This window comes from Marinobacter sp. EhC06 (genome assembly GCF_001650915.1).
Lineage (GTDB): Bacteria > Pseudomonadota > Gammaproteobacteria > Pseudomonadales > Oleiphilaceae > Marinobacter.
Map to the genome: position 1 here is coordinate 716,186 of NZ_LXYO01000023.1, position 13,440 is coordinate 729,625.

General features: G+C 58.8%; 15 protein-coding genes. 9 read left to right on the top strand and 6 right to left on the bottom strand.

All coding sequences use genetic code 11. The annotated features are described in order from the left end of the window. Positions 1-4: 4 nt before the first annotated feature. From A8B84_RS13140 to pilG, 5 genes are all read right to left on the bottom strand, one after another. On the bottom strand, positions 5-904 hold the full coding sequence (locus tag A8B84_RS13140; RefSeq protein ID WP_064229598.1) for a CheR family methyltransferase: 900 nt from the start codon (positions 902-904) through the stop codon (positions 5-7). A 27-nt stretch (positions 905-931) separates the two neighbouring features. Next, a complete protein-coding gene (locus A8B84_RS13145; protein ID WP_064229599.1) occupies positions 932-3,007 on the bottom strand; it encodes a methyl-accepting chemotaxis protein in 2,076 nt (691 codons plus the stop codon). A 91-nt stretch (positions 3,008-3,098) separates the two neighbouring features. Continuing rightward, on the bottom strand, positions 3,099-3,644 hold the full coding sequence (locus A8B84_RS13150) for a chemotaxis protein CheW (RefSeq protein WP_064229600.1): 546 nt from the start codon (positions 3,642-3,644) through the stop codon (positions 3,099-3,101). A gap of 20 nt (positions 3,645-3,664) precedes the next feature. Then, positions 3,665-4,027, bottom strand: coding sequence for a twitching motility response regulator PilH (pilH, locus tag A8B84_RS13155; RefSeq protein WP_008939836.1), 363 nt, complete (start codon positions 4,025-4,027; stop codon positions 3,665-3,667). Positions 4,028-4,059: 32 nt separating this feature from the next. Beyond that, positions 4,060-4,452, bottom strand: a complete 393-nt coding sequence (pilG, locus tag A8B84_RS13160) for a twitching motility response regulator PilG (RefSeq protein ID WP_008175635.1) — start codon at positions 4,450-4,452, stop codon at positions 4,060-4,062. A gap of 297 nt (positions 4,453-4,749) precedes the next feature. Here pilG and gshB point away from each other — a divergent pair, with 297 nt between their 5' ends. The 8 genes from gshB to A8B84_RS13200 all read left to right on the top strand — a co-directional run bounded on the left by gshB (position 4,750) and on the right by A8B84_RS13200 (position 11,752). Further along, positions 4,750-5,703 carry a glutathione synthase gene (gshB, locus tag A8B84_RS13165; RefSeq protein ID WP_082905159.1) on the top strand — a complete coding sequence of 318 codons (954 nt, stop codon included), beginning with the start codon at positions 4,750-4,752 and terminating at the stop codon, positions 5,701-5,703. Between the two features lie 48 nt (positions 5,704-5,751). Continuing rightward, positions 5,752-6,618: an energy transducer TonB gene (locus tag A8B84_RS13170; protein ID WP_064229601.1), complete on the top strand. Its 867-nt coding sequence runs from the start codon at positions 5,752-5,754 to the stop codon at positions 6,616-6,618. Beyond that, positions 6,615-7,181, top strand: a complete 567-nt coding sequence (locus A8B84_RS13175; protein WP_064229602.1) for a YqgE/AlgH family protein — start codon at positions 6,615-6,617, stop codon at positions 7,179-7,181. The genes A8B84_RS13170 and A8B84_RS13175 overlap by 4 nt, the downstream gene beginning before the upstream one ends. After that, positions 7,174-7,617 (top strand): Holliday junction resolvase RuvX, encoded by a 444-nt coding sequence (gene ruvX / locus A8B84_RS13180; protein WP_064229603.1) that lies wholly within the window; start codon positions 7,174-7,176, stop codon positions 7,615-7,617. Before A8B84_RS13175 ends, ruvX begins: the two co-directional genes overlap by 8 nt. A 32-nt stretch (positions 7,618-7,649) precedes the next feature. Next, positions 7,650-8,159: a bifunctional pyr operon transcriptional regulator/uracil phosphoribosyltransferase PyrR gene (gene pyrR, locus A8B84_RS13185; RefSeq protein ID WP_064229604.1), complete on the top strand. Its 510-nt coding sequence runs from the start codon at positions 7,650-7,652 to the stop codon at positions 8,157-8,159. Between the two features lie 27 nt (positions 8,160-8,186). Then, a complete protein-coding gene (locus A8B84_RS13190; protein ID WP_064229605.1) occupies positions 8,187-9,200 on the top strand; it encodes an aspartate carbamoyltransferase catalytic subunit in 1,014 nt (337 codons plus the stop codon). Further along, complete coding sequence (locus A8B84_RS13195) at positions 9,197-10,501, top strand: dihydroorotase (RefSeq protein WP_064229606.1); 1,305 nt, start codon at positions 9,197-9,199, stop codon at positions 10,499-10,501. Before A8B84_RS13190 ends, A8B84_RS13195 begins: the two co-directional genes overlap by 4 nt. A 285-nt stretch (positions 10,502-10,786) precedes the next feature. After that, positions 10,787-11,752 (top strand): putative solute-binding protein, encoded by a 966-nt coding sequence (locus A8B84_RS13200; protein WP_227715775.1) that lies wholly within the window; start codon positions 10,787-10,789, stop codon positions 11,750-11,752. Positions 11,753-11,793: 41 nt separating this feature from the next. Here A8B84_RS13200 and A8B84_RS13205 read toward each other — a convergent pair whose 3' ends face one another. After that, positions 11,794-12,066 carry an HU family DNA-binding protein gene (locus tag A8B84_RS13205; RefSeq protein WP_064229608.1) on the bottom strand — a complete coding sequence of 91 codons (273 nt, stop codon included), beginning with the start codon at positions 12,064-12,066 and terminating at the stop codon, positions 11,794-11,796. A 295-nt stretch (positions 12,067-12,361) separates the two neighbouring features. Between A8B84_RS13205 and A8B84_RS13210 the strand changes: the two genes are divergently transcribed. Beyond that, positions 12,362-13,426: a hypothetical protein gene (locus A8B84_RS13210; RefSeq protein WP_064230102.1), complete on the top strand. Its 1,065-nt coding sequence runs from the start codon at positions 12,362-12,364 to the stop codon at positions 13,424-13,426. The last annotated feature ends 14 nt before the right edge of the window (positions 13,427-13,440 follow it).

Consider the following 13,440-nt stretch of genomic DNA (forward strand, 5'->3'; position numbering starts at 1 on the left):
CCGGTTATTCTTCGTCAGTCTGGCGTTTGATCCACGCCAGCACATGTTCCGAGGGGACTCTCTGTAACCCGGGAGGCTGCCAGTCGGTCAGCTCTCCCTGGCCCAGAACCAGCAACCCCCCGGGCGCCAGCCGCTCTGCAAGTCGCTTGACAATTTCCCGCCGGCGCCAGCGACGGAAATAAATCAGCAGATTCTGGCAGAAGATAATGTTCATCCCGTGCATGGGTGCCTTATCAAGATCCAGGACATTCAGTCTGGTAAAGCACACCCTGTCACGGATGCTGTTCACAATTTCTACGGTATTCCGCTCGGCCGGGCGGAAATACCGGGATTTCATGTCTTCGTCCATTCCCAGCAGTTTGCGGGGATTGAACTGGCCGTTCCGGGCTTTCTCGATCACCGGCTTGCTGATGTCAGAGCCGGTGACACCAAACAGCGGCTGCAACGCCAGCTGGCTCATGCATTCATTCAGCACCATGGCCAGGGTATAAGGCTCTTCACCGGTGGAACATCCAACACTCCAGGCCTCCAGGGGGCGCTTTTTCAGCTGTTCCCGTGGCCGGGTCAGGACATAGTCGGAAACCAGCCGGAAGGCGTCGGGATCCCGGAAAAACCGGGTTTCCTGAACCGTGAGCCGATCCACCAGCGTTGACCATTCTCTGATCGCATCGGGCCCGGATACGATTTTTTCGTAGTAGGCCTGATAGCTGCTGCACCCGATTTCCCGCATTCGAATGCCAAGATTCGTTTCCAGAAACGAACGGCGCTCGGCGGACAGAGTTATGCCGGTTCGGTGTTCCAGCAGGGTTTGCCACTGGCTGAACTGCGCCTCGTCCATATCCGGAAGTCGGCGCAGTGACCAGATGCCCTCGGCAGGTGACAGGTTGTTATGCATTTGCGCCATAAACCGTCAACAGCCCTGGAACGGAAATCAGCCCACCACCGGAACGTCGCTGTCTTCCTCTTCTTCCTGATCCGCCACGTCCTCTTCCGGCAAGGTGAAGCCGGCAACGGAAGACCGCAGCTCGGACGCCATTTCTGCCAGGTTACCGATGGACTTCGCGGTCGCATTGGTACCAGAGGAAGTCTGGGACGTGATTTCCTGGATAACGTTCATGGTGTTGGAAATGTGCGCGGCCGACGAAGACTGCTGACGTGCGGCGTTGGAGATGTTCTGGATCAGTTCCGCCAGGGACATGGATACGTTCTCGATTTCCTCGAGGGCGATACCCGCGTCCTGAGCCAGACGGGCACCACGGACCACCTCGGCGGTGGTGTGTTCCATGGAGATAACCGCTTCGTTGGTATCTGACTGGATCGTCTTAACCAGCGCTTCAATCTGCTTGGTGGCCGCGGAGGAACGCTCCGCCAATCGCTGTACTTCGTCCGCAACAACCGCGAAGCCCCGGCCCGCGTCACCGGCCATGGAGGCCTGGATCGCCGCGTTCAGGGACAGGATGTTGGTCTGGTCGGCGATGTCGTTGATCAGGGATACGATGTCACCGATTTCCTGGGAAGATTCACCCAGACGCTTGATCCGTTTGGAAGTTTCCTGGATCTGCTCACGGATGTTGTCCATGCCGCGGATGGTGTTCTGTACCACTTCCGCGCCTTTCTTCGCGATCGCAACCGACCGCTCCGCAACCGCGGAGGACTCGGCAGCGTTCGAGGATACTTGGTCGATGGACACGGCCATCTCGTTCACCGCGGCGGAGGCGCCGGCGATTTCCTGGGCCTGGTGCTCGGAAGCATCGGCAAGATGCATCGCAGTGGCCTGGGTTTCCTGAGCCGCTGACGCTACCCGTACGGCAGTACCACGAATCGCCTGTACCAGTCCGCGCATCTGGTCGATCGCGTAGTTGATGGAGTCCGCGATGGCACCGGTGAAGTCCTCGGTTACCGTGGCCTCCGTGGTCAGGTCACCATCAGCCAGGTCGGCCAGTTCGTCCAGCAGTCGCAGGATCGCGTTCTGGTTCTGCTCGTTCTGCTCTTGCGTAGTGGCCAGTCGGGCCTGGGCTTCGCGGTACAGGGCCAGACCGATAAACACAACAATGGCAACCATGGCGGCCAGGATGGCAAAGGCCAGGGTCGGGCTGACCAGGCGTGAGCCAGACTGGGTCCGGAAGTTCTCGGCCAGCACAGAGAGTTCGGAAAGCAGGATCTCGGAATTCTGGAAGATGTCGCTGGCAGCAGTACGAACCTTGAAGAGGTCGGGAGAGGCCTCAAGGATCGCGTCTACGTTCTGGGAGACGAACTGGAACAGTTCATCGACGGCTTCGAGGCCGTAAATGGCGTCTTCGTCATTTACCTGGGAGATACCCATTGCCGGGTTGCCGTTCAGCTGGCCTTCGAGCACTCGCCCGAACAGGCTTGCGTCACGACCGAAACGGTCGGCGGCAATAACCGCGTCTTCGTCACCGGAGAGTACGTTGTTGACCGAGCGAACAATCCGCTCCGCCAGCAGAGACTGGCGCTGGGCCAGTGCGATCTGTTCGGCGGGTGCGTCGTTGTCGAGCAGGATCTGTACGATATCGTCGTACTCAACCTGCAACTGCGGGATGGTTTCGTTCAGGGTCCGGGCAACCTCGTGCAGGCCGAGTACCGCATCCTGAGTAGAGAGGATGCTGTCGGCGTTTTCCCGCACGGTGTTCCAGTTTTCCTGAACGCCACTCTGCTGGGCCAGTTCACTCGGCGGCAGACCGGTTTCCGGATTACCCTCGGTTACGTTGGCCCAGAGCTGCTGGAATTCGTCACGGGAGCGGCGCAGCTGGTTGAAGGCCTCGGCGGTACCGCCGGCAGCCTCGGTCGCGTTCTTCGCAATCTCCTGAGAGAGCACCCTCAGTTCGGCGGTGTTGGCGATGTATTCCTGATCGTTCTGGCTGTCTTTGTTGATAATGAACAGCACCACAACGAGCAGGATAGTGAGTGCGATCAGCGCGGCGATCAGGCCGGCAACCAGCTTGTTGCCTCCCTGTCCCATACTGAGTCTTCCGGCTCTGTTCTTCATTTTCTGGCTCCCGGCCTCTTCAAGAAATTGGCAAGTTTGTTTTTTCGGGTTTCAGGCGGTCAGGGTGATGTTCCTGCCATTGTCACCACCCTTACCACTGTGCGACGTCCAGAAATCGTTCGTCCTCGAGCAGGTCGACGGCCGAAAACACTTTCCAGACTTCCTCGTTGCGTTCGTAGCCGCCTGAGACAAACGGTCGAACGTTTTCAGGTACGCCCTCGGGCGAATCCTTGAAACTGTCAGTCGCGAAGTACTGCATGCCCAATACACTGTCGACCACCAGCCCGCTGAAAATATCGCCCTGTTCAACCACCAGTACTCGCCGCTCCCGCTGGCTTCGGGAAGAGCGGGGAATATCGAAAAAGCCGGCGAGATCAACCAGGGGCAGGAGGCGGCCGCGGACATTGGCGGCGCCAAGCAGGAACGGGCGAACCCCCGGTATGTGGGTGAACCGGGGGACATGGAGGATTTCAGTGACTTCGCCCATGGGGGCAACGTAGCGTTCACCTGCGAGAACGAAGCCGATGCCGTTCCACAGTTCAACGGCTTCCTGTTGTTCCGGCAGGCCGGCAGCCAGTGACCGGCTGCGTGCGGCGATATCCGTCAGAACGGCAAAAGGGGCGGCCTGGGCGGACATGCATACTCCACGGTTGGGGATCAGGCAATCAGACTGTTGATTGTTTTGATCAGGTCGTCTTCGTTAACCGGCTTGACCAGGTAACCCTTGGCGCCCTGGCGGGTACCCCATACGCGGTCAGTTTCCTGATCCTTGGTGGTTACAATGACCACCGGGATGGAAGCGGTTTCCGGTGCACGGGTCAGTTGGCGGGTTGCCTGGAAGCCGTTCAGGCCGGGCATAACCACATCCATCAGAACCAGATCCGGGGTTTCGGCACGGGCCTTGGCAACACCGTCTGCGCCGTTGTCGGCGGTCAGCACTTCGTGCTGGTGCTTTTCCAGGATCGTGGAAATTTTCTTAACCTCGGTAGGGGAGTCGTCAACAATCAGAATGCGGGCCATGGTTTCCTCGATGGTTCTTGGGGTCAGCAGGTTTACTGTTCCGCCTGTGGAACGTATTGGCGGATGGTATTGAGCAGCTCATCCTTACTGAACGGTTTGGTCAGATACTGGTCGGAGCCGACGATACGGCCTTTGGCCTTGTCGAACAGCCCGTCCTTGCTGGAGAGCATGATAACCGGCGTCTTTTTGAAGGAGGAATTGTTCTTGATAAGTGCGCAGGTCTGGTAGCCGTCCAGGCGGGGCATCATGATATCAACAAAAATGATGTCCGGCTGGGAATCGGCAATCTTGGCAAGAGCGTCAAAGCCGTCAGTCGCGGTGATGACCTCACAGCCGACCTTTTTCAGAAGGGTTTCTGCGGTGCGACGTATGGTTTTACTGTCGTCGATCACCATGATCTTCAAATTCTCGAAGTTGTCATCCATTGTCCAACTGCCTTGCGCTCAGCGACTGTCGTTATTTTAAAACGGGGTTTTTAACACAAACCTTAAGGTTCTTCTATAAACCCCGCTCATTTATAGATTATGAATGGCCGGATAAAAAGTATTAGTTTGTGACCAAATGTACTTCTGCCCGCAACGTCACGTAACTGACTGAGGATTTCTCCGGATGCATTTGCAGCTCGGGTACAATACCATCTGATTTCACAGCATAGCACTTAATGCCCGGTCCGCTCTGCAGACCGGTTCGTGTTTTTAACCCTCAGGAGTGCAGGAACGCCCATGACCGTCAGACTCGGGATCGTGATGGATCCGATTGAAGATATCCACTTCAAGAAAGACAGCTCACTGGCCATGTTGCTGGCTGCCCAGAAGCGTGGTTGGGAAATCGAGTACATGGAGCTGCCGGATATGTATCTCGATGGCGGCCGGGCCATGGCACATACCCGCGACCTGACCGTCCACATGGATCCCGAGAACTGGTACAGCTTTGGCCCGAGCCAGGACCGGGCGCTGGGCGACCTGGATGTCATCCTCATGCGCAAGGATCCGCCGGTAGATCGGGAATTCCTGATGGCCACCTATATACTGGAGGCGGCCGAGCAGCAGGGCGCGCTGGTGGTCAATCCGGCATCCACGCTTCGCGACTGCAACGAGAAACTCTTTGCCACCCAGTTCGAGGACCTTACGCCACCGCTGTTGGTCAGCCGCTCGGCAAGCCGTTTCCGCGAGTTCTATGCCAAACACGGCGATGTGATCATGAAGCCGGTGGACGGGATGGGTGGCCATTCGATCTTCCGGATCCGGGAAAATGATTTCAACCTGGGTGTCATCATCGAAACCCTCACCAATTATGGCGCCCACCAGGCCATGGCCCAGAAGTACATTCCGGAAATCAGCGATGGCGACAAGCGTATTCTGCTGATCGATGGTGAGCCGGTACCCTATTCCCTTGCCAGAATACCGTCCCACGGAGAGAATCGGGGCAACCTTGCCGCCGGCGGCCGGGGTGAGGGCCGGGAGCTGACGGCCCGGGATCGGGAAATCTGCGAGCGGGTTGCGCCGGTGATTAAAGAGAAAGGCCTCATTTTTGTCGGCCTGGACGTGATCGGTGATTATCTGACCGAAATCAATGTCACCAGCCCGACCTGCATCCGGGAACTCGATGCGGCGTTCGGGATCGATATTGGTGGTCTGTTAATGGACGCAATTGCAAAACGCCTGGGCCAGGCATAATCCGGTAATGGTGACCGGGCAGGTTTAACGACAGGATCCGTATCAGGAATGGCAGTTCAGGTAAGCGACTTCGACCGGTTTTCCTTCACCCTTTTCATGGCACTGGCGGTGCATGCCATCGTGGTGCTGGGAATTACCTTTGCGCCTGAGCCACCCCGTTCCTCGGCCCAGACCATGGAAATCACCCTGTCCCAGTTTGACGACGAAGAAGCCCCGGAGAAAGCGGACTTTCTGGCCCAGACCAGTCAGAAAGGCAGCGGCACCCAGGAAGAGGCTCGGGAAATGACCACGCCCCAACCGGCAGAGGTCAGCCAGCCTGAGGTGGCTCAGGTCCAGCCGGAGCCGCCGTCCCAGACCGAGCCGCAGCCGCGCCAGGAAAAACAGGTGGTGCAGACCGAGAGTTCGTCCAGTCAGAAGGTTCAGCAGCCTGAGGAGCACACCAGGCCGGAAGAGGAACCTCTGCCGGTGCGGGAGAAAAAGAGCCTGATGGAACGCAGCCTCGAAATTGCCAGCCTGGAGGCGCGCTTCGATGCCCAGCAGCAGGCCTATGCCCGCAAGCCCAGGGTGATGCGTGTTACCGCTGCCTCTACGCTCAAGTCCAGCAACGCCTGGTATGTCCAGAACTGGGTCAGCAAGGTAACCCGGGTGGGCAATATCAATTACCCAACCGAGGCGCGCAATGCCGGAATCTATGGCACACTGAGGTTGCTGGTGTCCCTGAAGAAGGACGGCACCATAAAAGAGGTGGCTATCCTGCAGTCTTCCGGTAGTACCGTGCTGGATGACGCTGCCATACGCATAGTCAGGATGGCCGCGCCTTTTGCACCATTTCCGGACGAAATGCGGCAAGAGGTGGACGAACTCGAAATCATACGTACCTGGTCCTTCCAGCGTCGGGGGCTGACATCCGGATGACAGCATCAAAACACTCTCCCCATAGTTTGCGCCACCAGTTCCTGGTGGCATCGCCCTATCTCGCTGATCCGCGTTTCCATGGTGGCGTGATCTATATTTGCGAGCATTCCGACGACGGTGCCCTGGGGTTAATGATCAATCAGCCGCTGGACATCCACCTTGGTGAAATTCTGGAACAACTGGACCTGCCAGGAGGCGAACTGGATCTGCCGGTATTCAGCGGTGGTCCGGTGCAGCCGGAAAGGGGCTTTGTGCTGCACCCGCCCGGAACCAGCTGGCAGAATACGGCCAAGGTCACCGAAGATGTTCTGTTGACCACTTCCCGCGACGTATTGGCCGGCATTGGCCGCGCTGAGGGCCCAGATGAATACCTGGTAGCCCTTGGCTACTCCGGCTGGAGCGAGGGGCAGCTGGAAGAAGAGCTGGGCAGTAATGCATGGCTGACTTGTCCTGCCACCACTGACATCCTGTTCCGTACTCCCTGGGAAGAGCGCTACAAGGCGGTGTTGCAGCTGATCGGCATTGATCTCAATCAGCTCAGCGAATCGGTCGGTCATGCCTGAACCGGCCAGCCGTCGCGTCATGGCGTTCGATTTTGGTACCCGCCGTATTGGCGTAGCGGTCGGCCAGGAGTTGCTGGGCACCGGGCAGCCAGTGGCGCTGATTCCGGCCCGTGACGGTATCCCGGACTGGCAACAGATTGAATCCCTGCTCGAGGAGTGGCGCCCGGATCTGGTGGTGGTTGGCCTGCCGCTCAATATGGACGACACCGAGAACGACATGTGTGCCCGGGCCCGCAAGTTCGGCAAGCGTCTGCATGGTCGCTACCATGTGCCGGTCGAGATGGTGGATGAGCGGCTCACCAGCTTCGAGGCCAAGGGTGAGGTGATGGCCGCCGGAGGCAGTCGTGATTTTGGCCGTCACGGGGTGGATGATCGGGCCGCCGTGCTGATACTGGAAACCTGGTTTGGTCAGCGGGAAAATGATGCCGGCGCGTGACGCAGGCTGGCTTTTAAGACAGTGAGGACTGAATGACGGCATTGCTTGATATTGATCAGTTGCTTGACCAGATGGAATCCGGGCTGCGTCAGGCGCTTGAGCAACGGGGCGTGGAATCACCGGTTCTGATCGGTATCAGGACGGGTGGTGTCTGGCTGGCGGATGTGCTCAGCAAGCGCCTGGGTATCGAAGAGCCATTCGGCGAACTGGACATTTCCTTCTACCGCGATGATTTCAGCCGCATCGGCCTGAACCCCCGGGTCAAACCTTCAAGCCTGCCATTCGATACCGAAGGCCGGGACATCATCCTGATTGACGATGTCATCATGAGCGGCCGGACCATCCGCGCCGCCATGAATGAGATCTTCGATTATGGCCGTCCAGCCAGTATCATACTGGCCACCCTGATTGACCTCGGTGCCCGGGAACTGCCCATCCAGCCGGATGTGGCTGGCAAGACAATGGCGCTGGAATCCCATCAACGTGTCAAACTGCGTGGCCCCGACCCGCTCCGTATCGAGCTTCAGGAAGCCGGACAATAAACCTCCGAATCGGATAACAGGCGACCCATGACCGCTAACGACTCTTCCCCGCACCACTTGCAGCTGACCCGGGATGGTCAGTTGCGGCATTTTCTCACTCTCGACGGTCTGGATCGGGCGCTGCTGACCGACATCCTGGACACTGCGGACTCCTTTATCGAGGTCGGTGAGCGAACCATCAAGAAAGTGCCACTGCTTCGCGGGCGAACCGTGGTAAACCTGTTTTTCGAGTCCAGCACCCGAACCCGCAGTACCTTTGAGCTGGCGGCCAAGCGCCTCTCTGCGGATGTGCTTAACCTGGATATCAGCACCTCGGCCACCTCCAAGGGCGAATCCCTCTCGGACACCCTGCTGAACCTCGAAGCCATGGCCAGCGACATGTTTGTGGTCCGTCACTCCCAGAGTGGTGCGCCGCATTTCATTGCCGAGAGCGTGACGCCCGGCGTCGCCATCATCAACGCCGGTGACGGCCGTCATGCGCACCCGACCCAGGCCATGCTGGATATGCTCACCATTCGCCAGCACAAGGGACAGTTCGAGGGACTGAAAGTCGCCATCGTCGGTGATGTGCTGCACTCGAGGGTAGCGCGGTCCCAGATTCGCGCCCTGAACGAGTTGGGCGCGGAAGAAGTTCGTGTTATTGCCCCGGGTACCCTGCTTCCCAAAGACGTGGAAAGCCTCGGCTGCACGGTGGAATACGACATGACCCGCGGGATGAAGGATCTGGATGTGGTCATCATGCTGCGACTCCAGAAAGAGCGGATGGAAGGGGCATTGTTGCCCAGCGAGCGGGAGTTTTACCGGTTATACGGCCTGAACCAGCAGAAGCTGGCGCTGGCTCACCCGGAGTGCATCGTTATGCACCCGGGGCCAATCAACCGGGGCGTTGAAATCGAATCCGCAGTGGCCGACGGGCCGCAATCGGTAATCCTGAACCAGGTGACCAACGGCATTGCCATCCGGATGGCGGTTATGTCGATGGCCATGGGTGGTCAGGTTTCCGAACGGCAGCAGAAATTGAGTGAGAGGGGCCAGGCATGAGCAGTGTGAACACGTCCGGAATCAGTCTGAAGATCACCGGAGGCCGACTGTTCGATGGTCAGGGTGCGGAGCAGGAAAATACCGCACTGCTGATTCGGGATGGCCGCATTGCCGCGGTGGGCGAGGCCGCTGCCCGGGAAACGGCCGACGAGACCATCAGCGCAGAAAACAGCGTGATCACACCGGGGTTTGTGGATCTGTGCTGTAACCTCCGTGAGCCGGGCAATGGCCAGAAAGGTAATATCGCTTCCGAGACACTGGCGGCGGCCCATGGCGGTTTCACCACGGTATGCGCCTCACCGGAAACCTCCCCGGTAAACGATTCCAGTGCGGTCACCCACCTGATCCGTGACGGTGCTGCCAGCCGTTCGCCCATCCGGGTTTTGCCCATTGGTGCGATTACCCGGGGTCTTGAGGGCGATCTGCTCAGCGACATGGCCGGTCTGGCTTCAGCTGGCTGTGTCGCAGTCGGTAATGGCTCCCGGGGTGTGCGCAATGCCCGCATTTTGCGCCGGTGCATGGCCTACGCCCAGACCTTTGGCTTGACGGTGATGTTCAGCCCCGAGAACCAGGCCCTGGCCGCCGACGGCTACGCCCACGACGGGCTGGTGACCTCGCGGCTGGGTTTGCTGGGGATTCCGGAAGTGGCGGAAACCGCCGCGGTGATGGAAATGCTGTTGCTGGCGGAGGAAACCGGGGTTCGTTTGCACCTGAGCCAGCTCTCTTGCGGTCGCAGTGTTGAAATGCTGGCCGATGCCCGCAGCCGCGGTATTGCAGTAACTGCCGATGTGGCTATGCACCAGTTGGTGTTCACCGAGGACGCCCTGGCGGGGTTTGACAGCCGCTTCCATGTTCGGCCGCCACTGCGCGGCGAGAGCGATCGCAAGGCCCTGATTGCTGGCGTCCGGGAAGGCATTATTGACGCCATCGTCAGCCAGCATCAGCCCCATGATACTGCTGCCAAGCAGGCGCCCATGGCGGCCACTGAGCCTGGCTTGTCCAGCATCGAGAGTGTGTTGTCGCTGGGTCTTGAGCTGGTGGAAATGAATGAACTGGCGCTGCCTGACCTGATCCGGGCGCTGACCACCGGCCCGGCCTCCGTGCTTGGCCGGACGGCTCGTCTGGCTGAGGGGGAAACGGCCGATATTTGCCTGTTCGATCCCGATGCATTCTGGACGCCGAATTCGAAAACACTGGTTTCAGCCGGTCGTCATGCACCGGTGACCGACCGCGAATTGCCGGGTGTCATCCGTCTCACCCTCAGTGAGGGTCGGAAGGCCTGGTCCCAGGCCGTGATCTGATCTTGTCATACGGACTGAAAGTGCGGCAGAGGTTACGAAACCTCTGTCGACACCATCACAGAATCTCCCCCTATTGCTGAAAAACCCTTGATGGCAGGCACCTGTGCCAACGTATTCTTGTAGCCGTCGCCCTATGGTCGACCAAGGAAAGCGTGGCCTGGCCGGTAGCTTTAATCAGACCGGCGCCCGACAATAATAACCAGGAGTCATCCCGTGAAATCAGCAAACCTCCCCCAGCGGGTAGCCATGGCGGCTGCCCTCTGTGCCAGTCTGATCTTGCCCTCAATGGGTCAGGCACAGGCACAGAACGAGCCTCTGGAACGCAGTTTTTGCGTTTTTGACCCGGTTGGTGCCAATGGTCCTCTGTTTGCCATCACCAAGACCTTCCAGCCGGTTGCCCTGAAGAACGGCATCAAGCTGGACCTTCGCGCCTACACCGATGAGAAGGTGGCCGCCGAGGATTTCAAGGCGGGGCAGTGTGATGCCGTTCTGCTTACCGGCACCCGTGCTCGGGAATTCAATAAATTCACTGGCAGCCTTGAAGCCATGGGCGCGGTACCAGGCGAAGAGGAAATGCGGCTGCTATATAACACCCTGAGCCAACCCAAGGCCCGGCCATTCCTGATTGATGGCCCCTACGAAGTGGCCGGTGTGTTCCCGGGGGGAGCCATTTACCTGCACACCCGTGACCGCAGTATCGATTCGGTCGAGAAGCTGCAGGGCAAACGGATTGCTACCCTGGACTACGATCAGGCATCCGTCCGGATGGTTCGCCATGTGGGTGCATCCGTGGTGGGTTCCAATTCCGCCAATTTTGCCGGCAAGTTCAATAACGGCAGCGTTGACCTGGCTTATGCTCCGGCCGTCGCCTACACCCCGCTGGAACTGTACAAGGGCGTTCAGCCAAACGGTGCAGTGGTCAAATATGCCCTGGGGTACATGAACTTCCAGGTGATCATCCACCGGGACCGGTTCCCGGATTCCGCCGGCCAGATGGTCCGGGACCAGGCGATAAAACGCATTGACGAGGCTTATGAAATCATCGCCCAGGCAGAGGCGGAGATTCCTGAAGAAGTCTGGATGGAGCTGCCCCGGGAGGATACCGCCGAGTACGACAAGATGCTGCGCAAGGTGCGGCTGTCGTTACTGGAGGACGGTGTTTACGATGAGCGGGCTATCAAGTTGATGAAAGCGATTCGGTGCCGGGTAGATGCCACCCGCTCCGAGTGTGCCTCCGTCGCCGGAACCTGAGGCAGGAGTTGATCAGGCCCGCGTCGCGGGCCTTTGCCTGACTAGCGGATTTCGTCTTTAAGAGCCTTCCCGGCCTTGAAGCCGACGGTCTTGCTGGCAGGGATGCGAATGGTCTCGCCGGTTTGTGGGTTGCGTCCGTCTCGCGCCTCGCGACTGCGGATATTGAAGGTGCCAAAGCCGATCAGGGTGACATCTTCGCCCCGGGAGGCAGCGGCAGACACCTGGTCGGTAAACGCGGTAATCACTTCGCTGGCCTTGTCACGGGTCAGGCCGGTGCGGTCGGCAATGGCCGCGGCGAGTTCAGGTTTGCGCATCGGATACTCCTTTTATTGTATTTCTGTTGTTTCAGTCTCTGTCCTGGCCGGAATCACAACGACTCACGGTTGCTCCAATCTATAGTGGCTCCTGACTCATTGTGCAAACCCCGGGGCGGCAATGGTGTGTTTAATTTAGCGTCATTTGCGGCATCGGTCGCATAAAAACCGGGGCTCGTGGGCCATAATGCGTGCCTGGTTACAGTCTGTAACAAACCGGTTTGTCTGCCGGAGTCTGACCCGTGGCATCGCAGCAAGACTGCATCAGAACAAAAAACGAAAAGGTGAAGAAGGTATGACCCATTTCCGGAATCCCTCCCGCAAGGCGCTTTTTTCCATGTGCCGTGTACGTAACCTCATGGCGGCTTTTATGGCCAGTGTAGTCCTGAGTGGCTGTGGTGCGGTGAATCACGTGATGTACAAGACCACCGGGGATGTGATGCAGGGTTTCTCCAGGGATCACACGGTGCCGTTTCTGATGGAGAGCAATGACCTGGCCATGGGGTGCGCCATGAGCGAGGCGACTGCACCATTGCTGATGTCCTTCGGGCGAGTCACCAATGAGCCGGACCAGCTGGCGGTGATGCTTTATCTGTCAGCTGGCGGCTGTGCAGAGGAAGAGGCCAGGGAACATGAGTTGGCCGCCCTTGCCGCTCTGCATGCCATGAACGGGAATGCGGCCGAAGATGCCATGATCCGCCAGAAGCGGGCCCACAGCGTGGCTGCCCGGCGTTATTACAACGCCTGGCAGCACCACAATGCCCATTACGGAAATCCTGCCAATGGCGAATGCCCGGATTTCGATGACGACATGGACGAGTTTATCTACATGGCCGGTCTTCTCTCCGGCCTTCAGGCCCTGAACGCCCAGATCCAGTCCACCTCCTCTATTGGGGTGCCGGCCAACGTTGGTTCCATTGCCGCCCGGGCCACCAGCTGTCTTGATAATGAAAAATGGTGGGGCGCACCCATGGCTTTGCGGGCAACGGTATGGGCGATGATACCGGGTGCCCAGCCCGAGGGTGAGGATGCCTTTGAGCGGCTGGCTATTGCCGGCGAGCAGGGTGATGCTGCCGGTGTACGCCTGCCTTACGTCTTCCATGCCATCGCGGCCCTGAACAAAGGGGACGAGGCAATGGTACGTGACGTGATTCGGGAGCACGCTGAATCGGTCCAGAACACTCCGGCCAACGAGGACTGGCGATTCGTGGATGCCATGGCAACCGACATGATTGTCGCGGTGTCTGATCGTCTGTGGGTCGAGAACACCGGGCATCGTACGCCCATGGGCCAGCTCGGCACCTTCTGGGATGACCAGCAGGAAGAGGTAGAAACCATGGATCTGGACGATCTGCTGTAACCACTCCCTACCCA